Consider the following 21,288-nt stretch of genomic DNA (forward strand, 5'->3'; position numbering starts at 1 on the left):
GGCGATTTGCGACCCTTGGACGAGGTTCAGCGAAAAGATGCCTGAGGATTGACCGCGTGGCGCGTTAGGTGCATGGAGACATCATGCTGATCTACAAGATCTTCCGTCGCCCCGAATGGGATGCATTTCGTGCCGCCGGTCAGACACTTGGCGCGCCGGTCGATCTTGCTGACGGGTTCATTCACTTTTCGACCGTGTCCCAGGTTGCGGAAACCGCGGCCAAATGGTTCTCGACCGAAAGTGATCTGGTGCTGGTTGCCGTGCGCGCCGAACCGCTGGGGGCAGACCTGAAGTGGGAGCCGTCGCGGGGTGGGGCGCTGTTTCCGCATCTTTACCGGCCTTTGCGCATGGCTGACGTGCTTTGGGACAAGTCGCTTCCCATGGGCGTCTCTGGCCATATCTTTCCCGAGGGTGTGATTTGAGCCTTCCTGGCCTGACCTTGACCGAAAAGCTGGGCCTTGCCGCCCTGCATCGTTGCGATCCCGAAAAGGCGCATGGGCTGTCGCTTTGGGCGCTGAGGGCTGGGCTTGCAAGCCTGCCGGGTGTCATCACGTCGGCCCGTCTGGAAACCAGACTGGCGGGGCTTGCGCTGCCCAATCCCGTTGGGCTTGCTGCGGGTTACGACAAGAACGCGGTGGCGCTGGCGCCCCTTATGCGCTCGGGCTTCGGGTTTCTGGAGGTGGGGGCCGCGACGCCCCGGCCGCAGCCGGGCAACCCCAAGCCGCGCCTTTTCCGCCTGTCCGAGGATCGCGCTGCGATCAACCGCTTTGGTTTCAACAATGACGGCGCCTGCGAGATTGCGGCGCGTCTGGCGCTTCGGCCCAAGGGTCCGGTGCCCGTGGGGCTGAACCTTGGTGCGAACAAGGACTCCACCGATCGCGCCGCCGACTTTGCCGAGGTGCTGGCCACTTGTGGACCGCATGTCGATTTCGCCACCGTGAACGTCAGTTCCCCCAATACCGAGCGCCTGCGCGACCTGCAGGGCCGTGCGGCGCTGGCGGGCCTTCTGGCCGGGGTGGTCGAGGTTCGGGCAGGCCTGTCCCGTCCGGTGCCGGTGTTCCTGAAGATCGCCCCCGATCTGACCCCGGCCGAGATCGAGGACGTGGCCGAGGTTGCACTGTCGTCAGGGATCGACGGGATCATCGCTACAAACACCACACTTTCGCGCGAAGGTTTGAAATCTGAACATCGCGACGAAAAAGGCGGGCTTTCCGGCGCGCCATTGTTCGAAAAGTCCACGCGCGTTCTGGCGCAGCTTTCGCGTCTGACCGAAGGCCGGCTGCCGCTGATCGGGGTTGGCGGGATCACCACGCCCGAACAGGCATGGGAGAAGATCCGGGCCGGTGCCACGGCCGTGCAGGTTTATACTGCGATGGTCTATGAAGGGATTTCGCTGGCGGCCAAACTGGCGCGCGGGCTTGAGTTGATTGCCGCGCGCGAGGGGTTTGCCCGCGTCAGCGATGCGGTGGGCACCGGGCGCGACCGCTGGTTGTGATCCGGGGGAACCCGCGCCTGTGCAAGGCGCGGGAACTTACGGCTTAGCCGCAATAGGCGGCGGCGGCGTCGCCAAAGGCCTTGTAGTGCTCCCAGAACTCATCGTCGGATTCGCGCTTGGAGATCCAGACCTCATGCGCCAGATCGGGGTCGTTCATCAGCTTGGCCGCGCGGCGCTGGTATGATCCGCGCAGGGTCGAGTCCGCAACCTGCTGGATGCAGCTGCATGTCGCGCGATTGGCGTTGTTGCTGCCCGAACGATTGCAGGCGCGCTCAATGGGGCCTGCAGATGCCAGACCTGCGGTCAGGGAAATGGCGAGGCCAATAAAGGCGCCTGCCAGATAAGGTTTCGTCATGATCTGCCTCATACACCGCCGGCGGTTCGCCGCCGTGCCTTGGGTTCATTGGGCGATACTATGCCGTCATCCGTGCGAATTTTCAATGCAGCAAAGTGGTTTGCAGGTTTTTCTTCATGCGGCTGCGCAGCCGCAATTGGCTGGTGTTGGCCTGCGCTCTGACACAATGGGTTGCGTCTGGCCGCCCGTAACGTGCCGAAGGCGGTCATAGCCGCGCGATTCTGTCGCAACCGTGCAACACAAGTCCCCTGACGGTATAGCGCGATGCCCTGTGGATGCCCCCTTTCCGGCCCTGTGCTTACAGGCTATATCCGCGCCCATGACCCAGCTTGACCGCATCCGCAATTTCTCGATCGTGGCCCACATCGACCACGGCAAATCCACCCTCGCCGACCGTCTGATCCAGATGACGGGCACGGTGGCCGAGCGCGACATGAAGGCGCAGCTCCTGGACAGTATGGATATCGAGCGCGAGCGCGGCATCACCATCAAGGCCAACACGGTGCGGATCGAGTATCCCGCCAAGGACGGTCACACCTATGTCCTGAACCTGATCGACACGCCCGGCCACGTCGACTTCGCCTATGAGGTCAGCCGCTCCATGCGCGCGGTGGAAGGCTCGCTTCTGGTCGTCGATGCAAGCCAGGGGGTCGAGGCGCAGACACTTGCCAACGTCTATCAGGCCATCGATGCCGGTCATGACATCGTGCCGGTGTTGAACAAGATCGACCTGCCCGCCGCGGACCCCGAGAGGGTGAAGGAAAACATCGAGGATGTGATCGGGATCGACGCATCCGACGCGATTCCGATCTCGGCCAAGACCGGGCTTGGAATTCCTGACGTGCTTGAGGCGATTGTGAAGCGCCTGCCCGCGCCCAAGGGCGACCGGAATGCACCGCTGAAAGCGATGCTGGTGGACAGCTGGTATGACAGCTATCTGGGCGTCGTGGTCATGATCCGGGTGATCGACGGGGTCATCAAGAAGGGTGACCGGGTCAAGATGATGCAGACCGGCGCGGTCTATGGCATCGACAAGCTGGCCGTTCTGAAGCCGCAGATGGTGGATATCGCCGAACTGGGGCCGGGTGAGATCGGTGTTCTGACCGCATCCATCAAGCAGGTGCGCGATACTCGTGTCGGCGACACGATCACCCATGAACGCAAGCCCTGCGCCGAGCCCCTGCCGGGCTTCAAGCCCGCGCAGCCCGTGGTGTTCTGTGGCCTGTTCCCGGTTGATGCCAATGACTTTGAAGCCCTGCGCGACGCGATCGAAAAGCTCGCCCTGAATGACGCCTCGTTCAGCTACGAGATGGAAACTTCGGCCGCACTCGGCTTTGGTTTCCGCATGGGCTTTCTGGGCCTTCTGCACCTTGAGGTCGTCCGAGACCGGCTTGAGCGGGAGTATGATCTTGACCTGATCACCACCGCGCCCAGCGTGGTCTTCAGGCTGCACATGAAGGATGGCGAGGTGCGTGAATTGCACAACCCCGCCGACATGCCCGACCTGACCTACATCGACCATATCGAAGAGCCGCGCATCAAGGCCACGATCATGGTGCCGGACGAATATCTGGGCGATATCCTGAAGCTGTGCCAGGACCGTCGCGGCATCCAGCAGAACCTGACCTATGCGGGCAGCCGCGCGATGGTGGAATATGACCTGCCGCTGGCCGAGGTGGTGTTCGACTTCTACGACCGGCTGAAATCGGTGACGAAGGGCTATGCCAGCTTCGACTATCAGCTCAGCGAGTATCGCGAGGACAACCTTGTTAAGATGTCGATCCTCGTCAATGACGAGCCGGTTGATGCGCTGTCGATCATGGTGCACCGCGATCGCGCGGAATCGCGCGGCCGCGTCATGGTGGAAAAGCTGAAAGAGCTGATCCCCCGCCACATGTTCAAGATCCCGATTCAGGCCGCAATCGGCGGTCGGGTCATCGCCCGCGAAACCATCAGCGCCATGCGCAAGGACGTGACCGCCAAGTGCTATGGTGGTGACGCGACCCGCAAGAAAAAGCTGCTGGAGAAGCAGAAAGAGGGCAAGAAGAAGATGCGCCAGTTCGGCAAGGTGGAGATCCCGCAGTCGGCCTTCATCAACGCGCTGAAGATGGACAGCTGATCCCTAGGGATCAAAGCGATAGCCGAAGCGCGCGATGTCTTCGGCGCAGTCCTCGGCGACGATCCGCGCCAGATCATCGGTATAGGCCGCCCGCCAGTCACGCGGGCGGTCTGATGCGTTCGCGCGGGGCAGGGGCGCAAGGCGGAAACCCAGATGCGCCTCGACCGGGGCGAGGTCGGTTTCAAGATGCTCCAGCCGCACAAAGGCCGAAGCGCGCTCGGTGCCGGTCCGGTCGGTCATATAGGCCCGCGCGGGCCAGAGCCGGAATGCGGTGCGGATCTGCGGGTGGCGCAAGAAGGCGTCGAAGGGCAGGGTCTTGGCCAGCGCCACCGACGGATGCGCGAATCCCTGCACGCGCAGCCAGCTGTAATAGCTCAGCGCCCGGTCCCAGGGGTTGCGCACCAGCGTAAAGGTGAAAAACCCCGCGATCTCTTCGTCAGAGGCAAGCCCCGCGATATCGGCCAGTGTCGAATGTTTCCAGAGCCGCCCATGCGCCTTGACCCCGCGCCAGCGACGTGACCGGGCGCGGGCCTTCGGGGTGTCGCCGATCAGGATATCATCCTTCATGGCCCGCCCCTCCAGCGCGAGCGCAAGCGCCGTGCCGCCCGTTTTGGGGATGTGGACGAAAATGAACCGGCGCCCGCGCGACAGGATCATCGCCGCCTCAGTTCACCTGATTGGGCAGGGGGCGCCCTTCGGCAAAGGCCAGCAGATTGTCGAGCGCCATCAGACCCATGGCCTCGCGCACCTCGAGCGCGGCGGTGCCCAGATGCGGCAGCAGGGTCACGTTCTCCATCGCGCGCAGCGCTTCGGGCACATGGGGTTCGTGCTCATACACATCCAGACCTGCACCTGCGATGCCGCCCGCTTGCAGATGGGCGATCAACGCGGCCTCATCGATCACATCCCCGCGCGAGATGTTCACCAGGAAGCCGTCGGGTCGCATCTGGGACAGAGCGCGCGCGTCAATCAGGTGGTGGGTCGAGGCCCCACCCGGAACCGCGATGACCACGATATCTGCGGCCAGCGCCTCGGCCATCGGCACCTGCTGTGCCGGAAAACCAGGGTCGATGACAGATCGGTTGTGAAAGATCACCGCCATACCAAAACCGAAATGACAGCGACGACCGATGGCCTGGCCAATGCGCCCCATGCCGATGATCCCGACCTTGCGGCCAGTCACATGCCGGCCCAGCATCTGCGTAGGGTGCCAGCCCGCCCACGCGCCACGACGCAGCATCCGTTCACCTTCGCCAGCGCGGCGGCAGGTCATCAGGATCAGCGTCATCGCAATATCGGCTGTGGCATCTGTCACGGCGCCAGGCGTATTGGTCACGGGAATGCCGGCTGCGCGCGCCGCCGCCACGTCGATGTGGTTGTATCCCACCCCGAAATTCGCCAGCAGCCGTGCCCGAGGTTCGGGCACTTGCGCGAAGACCGCGGCCGAAAAGCGATCACCGAGCGTGGGCATGATGAGATCAAACTCTGCCAGCGATTGCACGAGTTCCGCATCAGACAGGGGCTGGGTGCTCTGTCGCAGGGTGACGTCGAAATGCTCTTGCGCCTGTGCAACAACACGCTCGGGCTGCGGTCGTGTGATCAGAAGGCGCATCAGAACATCCTTCCACCGAGGGGCACGTCATGGCCGGGGCCAATAAGCACCACCTCGCCATCGGCGTCAGGCAGGCCCAGAACCAGCACCTCGGATCGCACCGGCCCGATCTGGCGGGGCGGGAAGTTGACCACGCCCAGAACCTGCCGCCCGACCAGCTCTTCCAGCGTGTAATGTCGGGTGATCTGGGCTGACGACCGACGCTCACCAATCTCAGGCCCGAAGTCGATCCACAGCTTGTAGGCAGGCTTGCGCGCCTCGGGGAAGGGCTCTGCGCGAGTAATGCGGCCCACGCGGATATCGACGCGGGCGAAATCGTCGTAGGTGATGGTCATTTGCCCAGCTCCCGTCCCCGGTCAGCGGCGGCCTTGACCGCGCGTCGCAGCAATGGTGGAAAACCTGTCTCCTCATCCATCAGCACGCCAAGCGCCGCCGCCGTTGTGCCGCCCGGCGAGGTGACGTTGATGCGCAATTGCGCCGCAGATTCGGGCGATTGATGCGCAAGCTCGCCGGCACCGCAAACAGTGGCGCGGGCAAGCTGCATCGACAGATCCGCAGGCAGCCCCTCGGCGACGCCGGCTGCGGCAAGCGCTTCGATCAGGTGAAAGACATAGGCGGGGCCCGATCCCGATACGGCTGTCACGGCATCCATCTGATGCTCGCCCTCAAGCCGGACAACGTCACCAACAACCGCAAGCAGGGCCTCGGCCAGTGCGAGGCTTTCCTCGCCCGCATGAGCGTTCCCGGTGATCGCGCTGATGCCGCGCCCGACGGCGGCCGGCGTGTTGGGCATGGCCCGCACAATCGGGGATGTGGCACCAAAAGCCGATTCGAAAGTGGCAATGGTGGTTCCTGCGGCAATCGACAAGAAGAGCGTCTCGCCACCGCCCAGCCGGGATACTGCGGGCAGGGCGTCCCCCATCATCTGCGGCTTGACCGCCAGAACCACGACGGCGGCATGTTCGGGCACGCCCTCGTTCAGATGCACGCCCGTGGATTTCAGCCAATCCGAGGGGCGCGGCTCGATCACCCAGATTGCGCCGGGGGGCGCGCCCCGCGAGAGCCAGCCCTGCAGCATGGCCGATCCCATCTTGCCACAGCCCAGCAGTACCAATCCGCGTTCGGTGATCCGTTCAAGCATTCCAACCTCCTGATCTCGGGGCCGAGATTAGGGGGCCGCGCTGACGGCGGCAATGGGGCAGGGGCCATCAGGCCCGCCCATATGCCTCGGCCATGGCGATGCCCATGGCATCGAGCGGCGTCCGGTCTGCCCAGGCGACCAGCTGAAACGCCGGATAAAACCGCTCGCACGAGGTAATCGCCTGCGAGATCATATGGTTGATCTGATCCGGCCCCGCCGTTGCCCCGCCCGATAGCGACAGCCCATAACGCCAGACCATCAGCTTTTGTTCGACCCAGTAGGTGAAGGCGCCCACCCAGACCTGATCATTGCAGCGGTTGACCGCGTCATATACATCGACCAGACGATGCTCTGGCGGGTCCATCTCGAAGGTGCAGATCAGGCGCAAAGTCTCGTCCGACGGAGACCAGGCCAGCGTCAGCGAGTAGGTGCGCCACATGCCCTCAACCGCCATGGCGATCTGGTTATCGGTGACCCGGTCAAACTCCCACTGGTGGTCCGATGCCAGGGTCTCCACCAGATCGATCGGGTGAAGGTCGTCGTCCAGCATCAGGTCTTCGGCAAGCGACACGGCAGAACCTCTCGATACAGCCTTGCTTGCGGAGATATCCACAAGAAGCTGGGATTAAGGGCAACTGACAGCAGAGACCCGGTCAGCCCTTACTAGATATGGTGTGCCGAAAGCGGAAGCCTGTAAAGATGTTTATGCTCAAATCTTCTGTGCATAAGTCATTGCCCTCCATTCCACCCAGGCAAACGACAAATGCGGCCGCCTTTCGGACGGTCCGCACTTGATCTTTCATTCTGAAAATACCCTCGGGCGTTTGGGGGGGCAGAGAGCCCCCCGTCAGTCCCGGATCAGGCCGCCTTATGTGTGGCGGGGGTGTAGAAGCCCCGGCCATCGGCCGCCATGTCGCGCAGCATCTGGGGCGGGGTAAAGCGTGCGCCGTGGCGTTCGGTCAGACCCTCGCAGATCTCGACCGCGCGCGCCTCGCCAAGGATATCCAGCCACCCGAAGGGACCACCCGACCAAGGCGCAAAGCCCCAGCCAAGAATGGCGCCCACATCGCCCTCGCGGATATCGGTCAGAACGCCATCCTCAAGCGCGCGCACGGCCTCCAGTACCTGCGCCATCAGCAACCGGTGCTGCACTTCGGTGAGAGAGGGCTGGGCCTCGCTGACCGGCCACTCGTCTGAAAGCCCGCCCCACAGCCCCAGACGATTACCCTTTTCGTCATAGGCATAGAAACCCGCGCTTGCCTTGCGACCCAGACGGCCGAGATCGGCCATGCGGAACACCACCTCATCGACGGCACCGTCGGGATAGGCGTCGCCCATCGCGGCTTTGGTCGCCTTGGCGATCTTCACGCCAAGGTCGATCGAGGTCTCATCAACCAGCTGCAGCGGCCCAAGCGGCATGCCCACCAGCTTTGCGGCATTCTCGATCAGCGCGGGTTCGACCCCTTCGGCAACCATGCGGATGCCCTCGTTGATATATGGGATGATGCAGCGGTTGGCGTAGAAGAAGCGCGCGTCATTGACCACGATCGGCGTCTTGCGAATCTGGCGGACGAAGTCCAGCGCCTTGGCGACCGCGACCTCGCCGGTTTCGCGGCCCTTGATGATCTCGACCAGCATCATCTTGTCGACCGGGCTGAAGAAGTGGATGCCGATGAACTGCGCAGGCCGGGCGCTGGCCTTGGCAAGGCTGCTGATCGGCAGAGTCGAGGTATTGGTGGCATAGATGCATTCCGCACCGACGACGGCCTCGACCTTGGCAGTCACCTCGGCCTTGACCTTCGGGTCCTCGAAGACGGCCTCCACGATCAGGTCACAGCCCGACAGGGCGGCATAATCGGTGGTCGCAGTAATACGGCCCAGCACTTCGGCCTTCTTTTCGGCGGTGACCTTGCCGCGCTTCATGCCCTTGTCGAGGATTCCCTCGGAATGGGCCTTGCCGCGATCCGCCGATTCCTGCGTGGCGTCGATCAGCACGACCTCGATCCCTGCGTTGGCCGAGACGTAGGCGATGCCCGCACCCATCATGCCCGCGCCGATGACACCGAGTTTCTTCACCGTCTGGTCGGCAACCTTGGGCCGGTTCGCGCCCTTTTCCAGCGCTTCCTTGTTGATGAACAGCGAGCGGATCATGGCGGTGGACGAGGGGTTCATCAGGACCGAGGTGAAGTGGCGCGCCTCGATCTTCAGGGCCGTGTCAAAGGGAACCAGCGCGCCCTCATAGACCGCCGATAGCAGCGCCTTGGCCGCCGGATAGACCCCTTGGGTCTTGCCGTTGACCATCGCGCTTGCGCCGACAAAGGTCATGAAGCCAGCCGGATGATAAGGGGCGCCGCCCGGCATCTTGTAGCCCTTGGCATCCCAGGGCTTGACCAGATCGGCATCCTTGGCGCCCAGCACCCATTCTTTCGCGCGCGACAGCAGGTCTTCGGGGGCCACCACTTCGTCGATCACGCCCGCGGCCTTGGCCGCCTTCGGGTCGCTCAGCTTGCCCTCCAGCAGGAAGGGGGCCGCAACCATGGCGCCCATCTTGCGCACAAGCCGCGTGGTGCCGCCTGCGCCGGGGAAGATGCCGACCATGATTTCCGGCAGGCCGATCTTGGCCTTGGGGTTGTCCGCCGCGATGATGCGATGGCACGAAAGCGGCAGTTCTAGCCCGATGCCAAGCGCGGTGCCGGGCAGCGCGGCGACAATCGGCTTTGCCCCCTTCAGGGTCTTTGCATCCATGCCTGCACGCTCGATCTTGCGCAGCACGCCATGCATCTGCATCACGCCGTCAAAGATCGCCTGTGCGCCCCCCTCCCGCATGCGGGCGATCACGTTCAGGTCCATCCCGCCCGCGAAATCCTTCTTGCCGCTGGTGATGATCACGCCCTTCACACCGGCATCCGCCAAGGCGGTGTCGATATGGGCGTTCAGCTCGGCAAACCCCTCCATCGACATGACGTTCATGCTTTTGGACGGCACGTCCCAGGTGATGGTGGCGACGCCGTCGGCGTCAACGGCATAGGTGAAGTCGGTCATGGTGGTCCTCCTCTCGGGTGCCGGGATGGCAGGGCGTTGCGCGCCCACACCCCTGCGGGGTACTTTGATCAGGTTGAAGCCCAGGGCGTGCCATCGCGGTGCAGATAGCGCCGGGACGGGCCGTCCTTGTGGGTGACCAGGTCGTGGTCGGTGTAATGGATGACATCGCGCGCATGGCGCGTGCCGATGACCAGATAGCGCGCCGGCGCGTCCGAGCGGTTGTCGAGCCTGTGGCCGATGGCAAGTCCCGCCGGCCAGCAGGCTGCGTCGCCTGCCCGCAGGATGGCTTCCTCATCTTCTACCAGCACAACCTCGCCCGAGAGGATCAGCACCATCTCGTCCTCGGTCTCGTGCCAGTGGCGGCGGCCCGAGGTCGAGCCGGGCGGCAGTTCCTCGATAAACGCGCCGAACTGCGTCAGACCGCCGGGGTCGGACAGCAGTTGATAGCGATAGGGGCCGAGGCCACCCCCCAGAACCGGGTGAACCGTGTCGGTCTCGGTCTCGAAGGGGGGCGGGCTCAGCTTGGGCATCAGCGCGGGCCCGTCCAGTCGGCGCCGTCCTTGTAGGTGAAGCGGGCGGTCGTGCCGTCGATTTCAACCTTCAGGTCAATGTCAGAATAGGTCGCAACCTCGCGTGGGGCCTTGGTGCCCACCACAAGAAACTGCGCGACACTGCCCGAACGGTTGATGAAGTGATGCCCGTTCGGCGTGTTGGCCGGAAAGGCCGCGCAATCGCCCGCGCGCATCACTGTCTCGCCCTCATCCTCGACCAGCACGCATTCGCCGGTCAGCACCATGACGAACTCATCCTCGTTCAGGTGCCAGTGGCGCAGGCTGGACAGGGCGCCGGGCTCCAGCGTCACCAGATTGACGCCGAACTGCGTCAGCCCCCCGGCCTGACCCAGGCGAAGGCTGGATCGGCCCTTCATCATCGAGGCATAGGGCTCGGGGTAAATCGAGCCGGTCTTTTGCGGCACCTGCGCAAGATCGAGTTTCGGCATCACACCCTCTCGATGATCGTGGCCGCACCCATTCCGCTGGCGATACACAGCGTGGCAAGGCCGGTGGATTTTCCGGTCCGCTCCAACTCGTCCAGAAGCGTGCCGATGATGATCGCGCCTGTTGCGCCCAGCGGATGGCCCATCGCAATCGAGCCGCCGTTCGGGTTGACCTTGGCGGGGTCCACGTCGAAAGCCTGCATGAAGCGTAGAACGACCGAGGCGAAGGCCTCATTCACCTCGAACAGGTCGATGTCCTTGATCGACATGCCGCTGTCTTTAAGAATCTTTTCGGTGACAGGCACCGGGCCGGTCAGCATGATCGTGGGGTCGGTCCCGATCTTGGCCGTGGCGCGGATGCGTGCACGCGGCTTCAGTCCGTAGGCCTTGCCGAAGTCAGCGTTTCCGATCAACACGGCGGCCGAACCATCAACGATCCCGGACGAATTACCGGCGTGGTGGATGTGCTCGATCCGCTCAAGATGGGGGTACTTCATCAGCGCGATCTTGTCGAAGCCGGGCATCGCCTCGCCCATGTCCTTGAAACTGGCCTTGAGTGCACCGAGCGCCTCGACCGTGGTTCCGGGGCGCATGTATTCGTCGTGGTCGAGAATGGTCAGCCCGTTGCGGTCGGTGACCGGGATGATCGAGCGTGCGAACCGCTTGTCGGCCCATGCCGCCGCAGCCCTGCGCTGCGATTCCACGGCCAGCGCGTCGGCCTGTTCCCGCGTGAAGCCATATTCGGTGGCGATGATATCGGCCGAGATGCCCTGCGGAACGAAATAGGTCTTCATCGCAAGTGCCGGATCGACCGCGATGGCCGCCCCGTCCGAGCCCATGGCGACGCGGCTCATCATCTCTACGCCCCCGGCGATATAGGCCGCGCCCGCGCCGCCCTTCACCTGGTTCGCGGCGATATTCACTGCCTCCATCCCGCTTGCGCAGAAACGGTTGATCGCAAGGCCAGGGATCGACTGGTCGAGGTTCGAGGCCAGCACCGCGCTGCGGGCAAGGCATCCGCCCTGTTCGCCCACCTGGGTCACGTTGCCCCAGATGACATCCTCGACCGCGTGGCCCTCAAGCCCGTTGCGGGTCTGGATTGCGTTCAGAATCTGCGCCGAGAGGTTGACCGAGGTCACCTCATGCAGGGCGCCGTCGGGGCGACCCTTGCCGCGCGGGCTGCGGATCGCGTCGTAGATGAAAGCTTCGGTCATGGTATCCTCCCGTCGAGTCGCTGAAAGCCTAGCAGCGGCATGTCCGCGATGTATGAATGCCGTCACGTCGCAGAAAGGTTGACGTGACAGTCACGTTGCGTCACTTGCCGCCTGTGCGGTCGGCGGGGCTTCCCGGCATCAGGTCATAGGGGTGTTTCCAGCCGGGCAGCGCCGCGACCCGGTCGAGCCAACGGTCGATATGCGGCCAGTCGGCGCGGACAAAGCCGAAAGGTTCAGGGTAGTAAAGATAGCCGCAGCAAGAGAAATCCGCGACGGTCGGTTCATCGTAGGCAACCCAGTCGCGGGTGGCGAGATGATCGTTCAGAACCGTGTAGGCCGCCTTGAGACGTCCTTGAAGGAACGGGATCACGCCTTCGGGGCGCTTCTCAGCGGGCAGGAAGTTCATCAGGAAGCGGCAAGTGCCGGCCTGCCCGGAGAGCTTGTGGTTGTCCCAAAGCACCCATCGCCAAACCTCTTTCTGCGCGGTTGGCGTGCTGCCACCGAAGCGTTCGGTCTTGCCCACGAGATGGTAGAGGATATTGCCCGACTGGGTCAGGACCTCGTCCCCGTCTACCAGCACCGGCACCTCGCCCATGGGGTTCAGCTTGCGGAAGGCCTCGCCCCGCGCTTCGCCGTTGAAGAAATCGACGTAGCGTGGTTGCCAATCCTGACTGGCCACCGAAAGCATCAGCGCCACCTTGTAGGCGTTGCCGCTTTCCCCAAAGCAATAAAGCGTCATCGTCATGGGCAAATCCCTCTGCGTGGCTGTTGCGTCGCGCGCCGGGGGTTTTCCACCCCCGGACCCCCGGAGGGTATTTGCGCCAAGAGGAATGGCAAACAGGAATTTCTTAAGATTTCAGGTCCAGTCTTGCAGGGCGGTACAGGCTGGGGAGCCGATGACCGCCCAAGGGGAAGCCCCGTCCCGACATATCGCATAGCCAAGGCGTGGAGCGGGGCGGGGTGGACCGCCTGTTTCCTCTTGGTGGCAAATACCCGCCCGCCGCAGGCGTCCCAAGTGGCCGCCGATGTTGCCGCCGGAGAGTCAGCGCTTGCGCGAGTCCAGTTCGGCGTTGAAGAGGCGCAGCCGATGGGTGAGTGTTTCATGGTCGATCACGCTCGACCAGTTCTCGAACACGAAAGAGAGTGCCTCCCCCTCATCCAGCCCGGCCTCGCGGGCAAAGGCACGAAGGCGGCGGTATCCGTCTTCTGTCATGGCCACGGGAAATCGGCGGGTCAGTCGAAAGCGTCGGGGCATGGGAATCTCTGGCTGGACAAGGGGCGCGCGGATCGGCGCGCCCCCGCTTGCCAGAGATTAGAACGCCTCCGCGGGCAGCGCCATCACCGGATCGGTGCCGCTTTCGATCCGGGCAAGATGCATCGCGCAGGCAGGCAACTGGCGTGCCATGTAATAGCGCCCGGTAGCGATCTTGGTTTCATAGAACGCCGTATCGGCGGCGCCTGCGTCCAGCGCGGTGTAGGCCGCCTTTGCCATGCGCGTCCACATCAGGCCGAGGCAGACGTGGCCCATCAGGTGCATGAAATCATACGAGCCCGAGAGCGCCGCATTGGGGTTCTTCATGCCGTTCTGCATAAAGAACATGCCGGCCTGCTGCAGCTGTTTAGAGGCAACTTTCAGCGCCTCGGCAAAGGGCTTCATCCGCTCGTCGCCGTCATGGGCCTTGCACTCGGCCTTGACCATCTCGAAGAAGGCCATCACATGCTTGCCGCCATCCTGTGCCAGCTTGCGGCCCACAAGGTCGAGCGCCTGCACACCATTTGCGCCTTCATAGATCATGGCAATCCGGGCATCGCGGACGAACTGCGACATGCCCCATTCCTCGATATAGCCGTGGCCGCCGTAAACCTGCTGGGCCTGAACCGCCATCTCGAAGCCCTTGTCGGTCTGGAAGCCCTTGATGACCGGGGTCAGCAGGCCGATCAGCCCGTCGGCGGCCGTGTCGTTCTGGCGGTGGTGGCGGTCAATCAGGGTGGCGCCCCAGAAGGTCAGCGCGCGGGCGCCTTCGACGAAGCTTTTCTGGTCCATCAGGTTGCGCCGGATATCGGGATGCACGATCAGCGGGTCGGCCGGGCCGTTCGGATTCTTGACGCCGGTCACGTCACGGCCCTGAAGGCGGTCCTTGGCATAGGCCACCGCGTTCTGGTAGGCGGCCTCGGCCACTGCATAGCCTTGAAGGCCCACACCGAGACGGGCCTCGTTCATCATGGTGAACATGGCGCGCATGCCCTTGTGCAGATCCCCAAGCAGCCAGCCTTTCGCCCCGTCATAGTTCAGCACGCAGGTCGAGTTGCCGTGGATGCCCATCTTCTCTTCGATCTTGCCGACCGAGACGGGATTGCGCGCGCCAAGGCTGCCATCTTCGTTCACAAGGAATTTCGGCACGATGAAGAGGCTGATGCCCTTGGTGCCCTCACCGCCACCCGGAGCCTTCGCCAGCACCAGATGGATGACGTTTTCCGCCATGTCGTGATCGCCGGCCGAGATGAAGATCTTTTGCCCGGTGATCAGATAGCTGCCATCCGCTTGCGGTTCAGCCTTGGTGCGCAAAAGGCCAAGGTCGGTCCCGCAATGCGGCTCGGTCAGGTTCATGGTCCCGGTCCAGTCGCAGGACACCATCTTGGGCAGATAGGTCGCCTTCTGCTCGGCCGTGCCATGGGCATGGATGGCCGAATAGGCGCCGTGGGTCAGGCCCTGATACATGTTGAAGGCCATGTTGGCCGAGACGAGAATCTCGCCCACGGCCGTACCCATGATGTAGGGCAGGCCCTGACCGCCGTATTCCGGGTCACAGTCCAGCGCGGTCCAGCCGCCTTCCTTGACCTTCTCAAAGGCGGCCTTGAAGCCCGTGGGGGTGCGCACAACACCGTTTTCCAACACGCAGCCCTCGTGGTCGCCCACGGCATTGAGGGGAGCCAGAACCTCGGAGGCGAGCTTGCCCGCCTCTTCCAGTACCGCCGAGGTGAAGGCCGGATCCAGATCCTCGTAGCCGGGCACGCCGGCCTCGGAAACCTGCAGCACCTCCTGCAACAGGAACTGCATGTCTTTCACAGGTGCGGTGTAGGTGGTCATCAGTCACTCCCTCTGATGGGCTTTGGCGGAGGCCGCCATCGTTTCTTCAGGCCGCGCCGGATTTGCGCAGCGATTTCAACATGTCCTCACCCCAGGCAAGCTGTGCCTTGAGCTCGTCAATCGCCTCGTTCAACTCGTCGCGCTGCTGCTCCATGACCTTCAGCCGCTCATTGGCAAGCTCATAGGTCCGCTCAAGCTGCACCGCCTGCTGGACGGGGTTGTGGTCGTACATGTCCAGCAGTTGCCGGATGTCCTCGAGCGAAAAGCCGAAACGCTTGCCGCGCAGGATAAGCTTCAGCCGCGCACGGTCGCGGCGGGTGAACAGGCGCCGCGTACCCTGACGGATCGGGAACAGAAGCTCTTTCTGTTCGTAGAACCGCAGCGTGCGGGGGGTGACCTCGTGGGCGTCACACATCTCGCGGATGGTCATGACGTCTGTCAGATCTGACACTTGGTTTTTGCTCATGGGTCGTCTCTCGCAGTTTACTCTGCGTCACAGATGTGAGGTCGTACCCTGTCTTACCAGAGTGGATGACGTTGACGTAAACGGAACGTAACGTCAGTTTCGGCTTGACGTAATGTCGGGAAAGATGACGCAAGGGAAACGAAAGATTATGATCCTGCGTCAGTCACGAAATCCGGTATTCGGGGCCGGCTCTGGCCCCGTTCACGGTCGCGAATCCTGTCGGTGTCTCAGCTGTTCAACTCGCCAGAGGCGGTCTCGCGCAGGGCGCGCAGGTCATCGATAGTCATTTCCAGCTCGGCCTTCTGGGCGGCAAGCGCCTCAAGCTGGCGGTCGGCCATGGCGATCCATGCCTCAAGCTGCGGCTTGGTGCCCTTCTGCTGGTAGATGAGCAGCCATTGCCGGATTTCCTCCAGCGAAAAGCCGAAGCGGCGGCCGCGCAGGATCAGCGTCATGCGCGCAATCTCACGCGGGCCGTAAAAGCGGGCGCGGCCCTCTTTCTCGGGGGCCAGAAGTTCGATGTACTCGTAATAGCGCAGGGTCCGCGGCGTCACGTCGAAACGGGCGCACATTTCCTTGAAGCTGAGGCGGGGTTCGGTCATGCGCTTGGTCCTCCTGTCGAAGCAGACTAACGGGGGAACGCCGCGCAGTGCAATCGCCTTGGAGATCTTCCGCCGCGTCGCTGCGTCGCGCCCGGTCATCTGCCACGTGGTGTGCAGGGCAGGGGCTTGAACAAGCCTGCGCGCGCGTGTCTGATGACGGCGAACAGGGGGATAGTCATGGACGATATTGCCAGACGGGCGCGACAGTTCATCGAGGCGCTGCCGCATGCCCGCGCATTGGGGATGCGGCTCGAAGGATTTGGCGAAGGTCGGGCGACGCTGGCGATGGACTATGATGCTCGTTTTGTGGGTGATCCGCGCACGGGGGTCATCCATGGCGGTGCGGTGTCGGCATTGATGGATACGGCAAGCGGTGCGGCGGTGATGAGCCATCCGGCCGCGCCGGCGGCAACCGCGACGATCGATCTGCGGATCGACTATATGCGCCCCGCAACGCCGGGTCAGGCGATCCGCGCGAAAGCGGAATGCTATCACGTCACCCGGACCGTTGCCTTCATCCGCGTGCTTGCCACCGATGATGACGAAACCCGGCCCGTCGCCGCCGCCACAGGGGCCTTCACGTTCGACCAGGGCGCCGCGCCCAAGAGAGGTGCGCAATGATCTTGCACATGAAGCCCGAGCCGGTTCAGGTCGTAAAAGGGCGGCGCGATGCGGCGCTGCGCTGGCTGGTCGACGGCATTCCCTACCTGCGTTTTCTGGGGATCGAGTTTGATCGCCGGGGCGACGAGCTGACGGCGGTTCTGCCCTTTCGGGAGGATCTGATCGGCAATCCTGCGCTGCCGGCGCTGCATGGCGGCGCGACGGCCGCCTTTCTGGAATGTGCCTCGATCATCGAGTTGAGCTGGGCGACCCTGTGGGAAGAGATGGAGAGCGGCCGGATCGACCCGACCGCCGCCGACATGCCCTATCCGCATCTGCCCAAGACCATCGACTTTGCGGTGGATTACCTGCGCCCCGGCCTGCCGCGCGATGCCTATGCGCGGGCGCGGGTGAACCGGTCCGGCCGGCGCTACGCCAGCGTGCATGTCGAGGCTTGGCAGGATAACCGCGCCCGCCCGTTCGCGCAGGCGACCGGACATTTCCTGATGCCCGAGGACGAGGTGTGAGCGTCGCCGGCGAGGATGCTGTCACCCATCGCAGGGTGCTGCGGATCGCCGGTCCGATCGTTCTGTCGAATGCCACCGTTCCGCTGCTTGGGGCAGTGGACACGGGTGTCGTGGGCCAGATGGGGGCTGCGGCCCCTATCGGCGCGGTGGGCCTGGGCGCGGTGGTGCTGGCCACCTTCTACTGGATCTTCGGCTTTCTGCGGATGGGAACGACTGGCCTTGCCGCGCAGGCCCACGGCCGCGGCGACGGGGCCGAGCGGGCGGCGGTGCTGTGGCGCGCGCTGACCATCGGCCTTGCTGCCGGACTGGGACTGATCCTGTGTCAGGGGCTTTTGTTCTGGGCCGCCTTCCGTGTCGCTCCTGCCTCGGCCGAGGTCGAGGCGCTTGCCCGCAGCTATCTGGGCCTGCGGATCTGGGGGGCACCTGCGACGATCTCGCTTTATGCGGTCACCGGTTGGTTGATCGCCATGGAGCGGACCCGCGGCGTTCTGGTCCTGCAACTGTGGATGAACGGGCTGAACATCGCGCTGGACCTATGGTTCGTCCTTGGCCTTGGTTGGGGTGTGCCGGGTGTGGCGATTGCCACGCTGATCGCCGAATGGACGGGGTTGGCGTTTGGCCTCTGGCTCTGCCGCGACGGTCTGGCGAGGCTCGAGTTGCCCCGGATTCTTGACCGTGTTGCCCTGCGCCGGATGGCGGGCGTAAACAGCGACATCATGATCCGCTCAGTGCTGCTGCAGGGCAGCTTTACGGCCTTCCTCTTCTTTGGGGCAGGTCTGGGGGATGTGACGCTGGCGGCCAATCAGGTCTTGCTGCAGTTCCTTGAGATCACCGCCTATGCGCTGGACGGTTTTGCCTTCGCGGCCGAAACCTTGGTGGGGCAGGCGGTCGGGGCGGGCTCGCGTCCGGCGCTGCGTCGGTCAATCCGGCTGTCCTTCCAGTGGTCCGTGGGTGGGGCCTTCGCCCTTTCTGCGCTGTTTGCCGTGGCAGGGCCGATCATCATTGACATGATGACCACCGCCCCCGAGGTGCGCGAGACGGCGCGTATCTACCTCTGGTGGCTGGTCGCGGCGCCCCTGATCGGTGTGGCGAGCTGGACCTATGACGGGATCTATATCGGCGCCACTGCAACGCGTGAGATGCGCAACGCGATGGTCTTCTGTGTCAGCCTCTATGCGCTGTCGCTGGCAATCCTGCTGCCTGCGTTGGGAAACCACGGCCTCTGGGCCTCGATCATGGTTCTGAACACGCTGCGCGGTCTGACGCTGGGTCGGCGCTGGCCGGCAATCGAGGCGCGGCTTACCACCTGAGCCGTGCGAAGATCGCCGAAGCGCCCCATCCTGCAAGCCCCGCAATCAGCAGGGCGGCAAAGCCGTAGAGCAACGCGTATTCATGGGCGGCATTGTGCAGAAACCGCTCAAGCCCCGTCTTGCGCACCCAGATCGTGCGGCGCATCTCGTCGACGACTTCGCCCTCGCGGGTCAGGAAGATGCGGACCTTGTAATTCCCTTCGGTCAGGGCCGCAGGCAGGCGGACGACCGTGTTGAAGAGTGTGTCTTCGGTGAAACCGATGCTGCCCTCATTCAGCGCATAGAACCCGCTCTTCGTACGCAAGCGCAGCAACGCATCCAGAAACGGTTGCGCAGCACTATCGGGGCTGCGCATCGCAGGAGGCAGGGTGATGCCAAGGCGCAGGTCCTCTTCCGGCGCGAGCGCGTCCTTGAGCGGGGCCGAGGTCGCAACGGCGTAAAAGGTGGGCACCGGTCCGGGACGCAGGCGCGCGTCGTTCAGCCAGATCCCGAAGGTGCGTTCCTTGCGGCGGATGACGACGGGCAGGTCCGGCCCTTCAACCGTGATGATCACACGCAGGGGCGGCTCTTTCAGGATCGGTGCTTCGCGCCGCACCGCGCCATAAATAAGGATCTCGGTCCCGGCATAGTCCGTGGTGATCGAAACCGAGGACTGCGACAGACCTGACACGATCGTCTCTGCCGTCGCAATCAAGGGCGTCAGCAGGCCAAGGATCAGGGTTGCGATCAAGGCGGGGCGCTTCATGGCAACCGCCCCGGCGTGATCGAGTAGAACTCCTCGGGCGTCAGCACCAGATCCAGCGCGACCCGCCCGCAGACCAGCAGCACCAGTATGGCAAGCGAAATCCGCAGGTACTCCGCCCGCATCCGGACCCCGACCTTGGCACCAAACTGCGCCCCGATGACCCCGCCGAGGATCAGCAGAAGCGCCAGCAGAATGTCGACAGACTGGCTGGTTACGGCATGCATGACCGTGGTGAATGCGGTGGTGAAGATGATCTGGAAGAGCGAGGTTCCAATCACCACCTTGGTCGGCATGCCCAGCAGATAGATCATCGCGGGCACCATGATGAACCCGCCGCCCACCCCCATGATGGCCGACAGGAAGCCGACGAAGGCACCGATCGCCATTGGCGGGATCACACTGATGTAGAGGCCCGAGGTGCGGAACTTCATCTTCAGCGGCATGCCATGTGCCCAGGTATGCACATGCGCCCGCCGCACCGGTGTTGCGCCCGTCCGTCGTGCGCGCAGGATCGCCCGCAGGCTTTCCTGCAGCATGATCAACCCGACGGTACCGAGGAACAGGACATAGGAAAGCTGGACGAAGGCATCGATCTTGCCCAAGGCATTGAGCCGCGCGAAGATCCATATGCCAATGGACGACCCGATCAAGCCGCCCGCCAAGAGGACGAACCCCATCCGGAAGTCGACGGCCTTGCGCTTCAGCTGCGCGAGAACCCCGGAAATTGACGATGCGACAACCTGGTTCGATCCCGTTGCCACCGCTACAGTGGGTGGCACGCCGATGAAGAACAGAAGTGGTGTGATCAGGAACCCGCCACCGACACCGAACAGGCCTGACAGAAAACCGACGATCCCGCCAATGCCGACAAGTGCATAGGCGTTCACAGAAACCTCGGCGATGGGGAGGTAGATCTGCATCGGTCCGCCTGCGCTGGAGTATGTCTCAGGCTTGCCGCATCGCGGCGGAAAGTCAAATCCGCAACCCGACCTGTCGATGCGATTTTGCGGCAGATGTTGCGAAAAGGCAGGGGGCGCTCGCGCCCCCTCTGGACCTGTCGGCCCATTCACCCCCTGAGGATATTTGAGAAAAAGAGAAAGGGATAGGCGGCTTCTTCTTTTCCCAAATATCCTCGGGGGGTGCGGGGGGCAGAGAGCCCCCCGTCGCCATCCGTTGGGATCAGAGATCGCGCAGGAATCGGCGTAGGACGCGCTCCAGCTTGGCCGCACCCAGCGGGGCCATCGCCTTGGTGTGTTCGTGGCTGATCTTTTCGTCCGACATGCCCTGGGCCATGTTGGTGATGGTCGAGATCGCCGCGACGCGCAGCCCGAGGAAGCGGGCGAGGATCACTTCGGGCACGGTCGACATGCCCACCGCATCGCCGCCGAGGATCTTGATGGCGCGGATCTCTGCCGGGGTTTCGAAAGAGGGGCCGGAGTACCAGGTGTAGACGCCTTCGGGCAAGGTGACATCTTCTGCCCTGGCCGCCGTTTGCAGCGCTGCGCGCAGGGTCGGGTCATAGGCATCGCCCATGGGCACGAAGCGGGCGTCCGTCGTCTCGCCAATCAGTGGATTGCGGCCCGAGAAGTTGATGTGATCGCTGATCAGCATCAGATCGCCCGGCGGGATATCCGGGCGCAGGCTGCCTGCGGCATTGGTTGCAATCAGCGTCGTGGCGCCCAGCGATTTCAACAACTCCAACGCCGGGCGCATCGCGGCGGGGTTGCCGTTCTCGTAGTAGTGTTCGCGCGCGCCGAAAACGGCGACGCGCACCCCCTCCAGCTGGCCGATCACAAGGTTCGGGTTATGGCCGGACACGCCCGCATGCGGAAACCCCGGCATCTCGGCGTAAGGGATCGCCACGCCATCGACAGCGCCCGCCAAGTGACCGAGGCCGGAGCCGAGGATCAACCCGACGCTTACCGGGTCGCTTCCCGCGCGGCTGTGCACGAGGGAGGTGAGGTCAGAAATGGCCATA

General features: G+C 63.7%; 24 protein-coding genes. 6 read left to right on the forward strand and 18 right to left on the reverse strand.

Translation table 11 applies throughout. The features are described 5' to 3' along the window. Window positions 1-83: 83 nt before the first annotated feature. Window positions 84-422 carry a DUF952 domain-containing protein gene (locus FQU74_RS04110; RefSeq protein ID WP_146285153.1) on the forward strand — a complete coding sequence of 113 codons (339 nt, stop codon included), beginning with the start codon at window positions 84-86 and terminating at the stop codon, window positions 420-422. An 11-nt stretch (window positions 423-433) separates the two neighbouring features. After that, entirely contained in the window at window positions 434-1,495 is a 1,062-nt protein-coding gene (locus FQU74_RS04115) for a quinone-dependent dihydroorotate dehydrogenase (protein WP_146286202.1), read from the forward strand. A 43-nt stretch (window positions 1,496-1,538) separates the two neighbouring features. Here the strand turns inward: FQU74_RS04115 and FQU74_RS04120 are convergent, their stop codons facing one another. After that, complete coding sequence (locus tag FQU74_RS04120; RefSeq protein ID WP_146285154.1) at window positions 1,539-1,850, reverse strand: hypothetical protein; 312 nt, start codon at window positions 1,848-1,850, stop codon at window positions 1,539-1,541. Between the two features lie 319 nt (window positions 1,851-2,169). Between FQU74_RS04120 and lepA the strand changes: the two genes are divergently transcribed. Beyond that, window positions 2,170-3,969 (forward strand): translation elongation factor 4, encoded by a 1,800-nt coding sequence (gene lepA / locus FQU74_RS04125; protein WP_146285155.1) that lies wholly within the window; start codon window positions 2,170-2,172, stop codon window positions 3,967-3,969. A gap of 3 nt (window positions 3,970-3,972) precedes the next feature. On the opposite strand, the gene FQU74_RS04130 is transcribed toward lepA, so the two are convergent. From FQU74_RS04130 to FQU74_RS04195, 14 genes are all read right to left on the reverse strand, one after another. Continuing rightward, window positions 3,973-4,626: a sulfotransferase family protein gene (locus FQU74_RS04130; protein ID WP_146285156.1), complete on the reverse strand. Its 654-nt coding sequence runs from the start codon at window positions 4,624-4,626 to the stop codon at window positions 3,973-3,975. A gap of 7 nt (window positions 4,627-4,633) precedes the next feature. Further along, window positions 4,634-5,581 carry a 2-hydroxyacid dehydrogenase gene (locus FQU74_RS04135; RefSeq protein WP_146285157.1) on the reverse strand — a complete coding sequence of 316 codons (948 nt, stop codon included), beginning with the start codon at window positions 5,579-5,581 and terminating at the stop codon, window positions 4,634-4,636. Beyond that, window positions 5,581-5,916, reverse strand: a complete 336-nt coding sequence (locus FQU74_RS04140; RefSeq protein WP_146285158.1) for a tRNA-binding protein — start codon at window positions 5,914-5,916, stop codon at window positions 5,581-5,583. Before FQU74_RS04140 ends, FQU74_RS04135 begins: the two co-directional genes overlap by 1 nt. After that, window positions 5,913-6,722, reverse strand: coding sequence for a pyrroline-5-carboxylate reductase (proC, locus tag FQU74_RS04145; RefSeq protein WP_146285159.1), 810 nt, complete (start codon window positions 6,720-6,722; stop codon window positions 5,913-5,915). Before proC ends, FQU74_RS04140 begins: the two co-directional genes overlap by 4 nt. Before the next feature lie 67 nt (window positions 6,723-6,789). Further along, on the reverse strand, window positions 6,790-7,293 hold the full coding sequence (locus tag FQU74_RS04150) for a type III secretion system chaperone family protein (protein WP_170246192.1): 504 nt from the start codon (window positions 7,291-7,293) through the stop codon (window positions 6,790-6,792). A gap of 287 nt (window positions 7,294-7,580) precedes the next feature. Further along, entirely contained in the window at window positions 7,581-9,764 is a 2,184-nt protein-coding gene (locus FQU74_RS04155; RefSeq protein WP_146285160.1) for a 3-hydroxyacyl-CoA dehydrogenase NAD-binding domain-containing protein, read from the reverse strand. Window positions 9,765-9,832: 68 nt separating this feature from the next. Continuing rightward, window positions 9,833-10,294: a cupin domain-containing protein gene (locus tag FQU74_RS04160; RefSeq protein ID WP_146285161.1), complete on the reverse strand. Its 462-nt coding sequence runs from the start codon at window positions 10,292-10,294 to the stop codon at window positions 9,833-9,835. Continuing rightward, entirely contained in the window at window positions 10,294-10,764 is a 471-nt protein-coding gene (locus FQU74_RS04165) for a cupin domain-containing protein (protein ID WP_146285162.1), read from the reverse strand. The genes FQU74_RS04160 and FQU74_RS04165 overlap by 1 nt, the downstream gene beginning before the upstream one ends. Further along, a complete protein-coding gene (locus tag FQU74_RS04170) occupies window positions 10,764-11,975 on the reverse strand; it encodes an acetyl-CoA C-acetyltransferase (RefSeq protein WP_146285163.1) in 1,212 nt (403 codons plus the stop codon). The genes FQU74_RS04165 and FQU74_RS04170 overlap by 1 nt, the downstream gene beginning before the upstream one ends. A 100-nt stretch (window positions 11,976-12,075) precedes the next feature. Beyond that, on the reverse strand, window positions 12,076-12,720 hold the full coding sequence (locus tag FQU74_RS04175; RefSeq protein WP_146285164.1) for a glutathione S-transferase family protein: 645 nt from the start codon (window positions 12,718-12,720) through the stop codon (window positions 12,076-12,078). 297 nt (window positions 12,721-13,017) lie between these two features. Next, entirely contained in the window at window positions 13,018-13,230 is a 213-nt protein-coding gene (locus tag FQU74_RS04180; protein ID WP_146285165.1) for a hypothetical protein, read from the reverse strand. Between the two features lie 57 nt (window positions 13,231-13,287). Then, complete coding sequence (locus FQU74_RS04185) at window positions 13,288-15,063, reverse strand: acyl-CoA dehydrogenase C-terminal domain-containing protein (RefSeq protein ID WP_146285166.1); 1,776 nt, start codon at window positions 15,061-15,063, stop codon at window positions 13,288-13,290. A 46-nt stretch (window positions 15,064-15,109) separates the two neighbouring features. Next, the gene (locus FQU74_RS04190) at window positions 15,110-15,529 is read right to left on the reverse strand and encodes a MerR family transcriptional regulator (RefSeq protein ID WP_146285167.1); all 420 of its coding nucleotides are present in this window, start codon (window positions 15,527-15,529) and stop codon (window positions 15,110-15,112) included. Between the two features lie 227 nt (window positions 15,530-15,756). Beyond that, window positions 15,757-16,128, reverse strand: coding sequence for a MerR family transcriptional regulator (locus tag FQU74_RS04195; protein WP_146285168.1), 372 nt, complete (start codon window positions 16,126-16,128; stop codon window positions 15,757-15,759). A 177-nt stretch (window positions 16,129-16,305) separates the two neighbouring features. On the opposite strand from FQU74_RS04195, the gene FQU74_RS04200 reads away from it, so the two are divergent. Genes FQU74_RS04200 through FQU74_RS04210 form a run of 3 tightly spaced genes read left to right on the forward strand, consistent with a single transcriptional unit; the run spans window position 16,306 to window position 18,565 of the window. Then, window positions 16,306-16,749: a PaaI family thioesterase gene (locus FQU74_RS04200; RefSeq protein ID WP_146285169.1), complete on the forward strand. Its 444-nt coding sequence runs from the start codon at window positions 16,306-16,308 to the stop codon at window positions 16,747-16,749. Continuing rightward, window positions 16,746-17,255: a PaaI family thioesterase gene (locus tag FQU74_RS04205; protein WP_373288992.1), complete on the forward strand. Its 510-nt coding sequence runs from the start codon at window positions 16,746-16,748 to the stop codon at window positions 17,253-17,255. Before FQU74_RS04200 ends, FQU74_RS04205 begins: the two co-directional genes overlap by 4 nt. Beyond that, window positions 17,252-18,565 carry an MATE family efflux transporter gene (locus tag FQU74_RS04210; RefSeq protein WP_146285170.1) on the forward strand — a complete coding sequence of 438 codons (1,314 nt, stop codon included), beginning with the start codon at window positions 17,252-17,254 and terminating at the stop codon, window positions 18,563-18,565. The genes FQU74_RS04205 and FQU74_RS04210 overlap by 4 nt, the downstream gene beginning before the upstream one ends. Here the strand turns inward: FQU74_RS04210 and FQU74_RS04215 are convergent. From FQU74_RS04215 to FQU74_RS04225, 3 genes are all read right to left on the reverse strand, one after another. Next, entirely contained in the window at window positions 18,555-19,310 is a 756-nt protein-coding gene (locus tag FQU74_RS04215; protein WP_146285171.1) for a TIGR02186 family protein, read from the reverse strand. The two genes, FQU74_RS04210 and FQU74_RS04215, sit on opposite strands and share 11 nt — an antisense overlap. Beyond that, window positions 19,307-20,230: a sulfite exporter TauE/SafE family protein gene (locus FQU74_RS04220; protein WP_146285172.1), complete on the reverse strand. Its 924-nt coding sequence runs from the start codon at window positions 20,228-20,230 to the stop codon at window positions 19,307-19,309. The genes FQU74_RS04215 and FQU74_RS04220 overlap by 4 nt, the downstream gene beginning before the upstream one ends. A 259-nt stretch (window positions 20,231-20,489) precedes the next feature. Beyond that, on the reverse strand, window positions 20,490-21,287 hold the full coding sequence (locus tag FQU74_RS04225) for a purine-nucleoside phosphorylase (RefSeq protein WP_146285173.1): 798 nt from the start codon (window positions 21,285-21,287) through the stop codon (window positions 20,490-20,492). Window position 21,288 lies beyond the last annotated feature (1 nt).

The organism is Gemmobacter aquaticus (assembly GCF_007859075.1).
GTDB lineage: Bacteria > Pseudomonadota > Alphaproteobacteria > Rhodobacterales > Rhodobacteraceae > Gemmobacter > Gemmobacter aquaticus.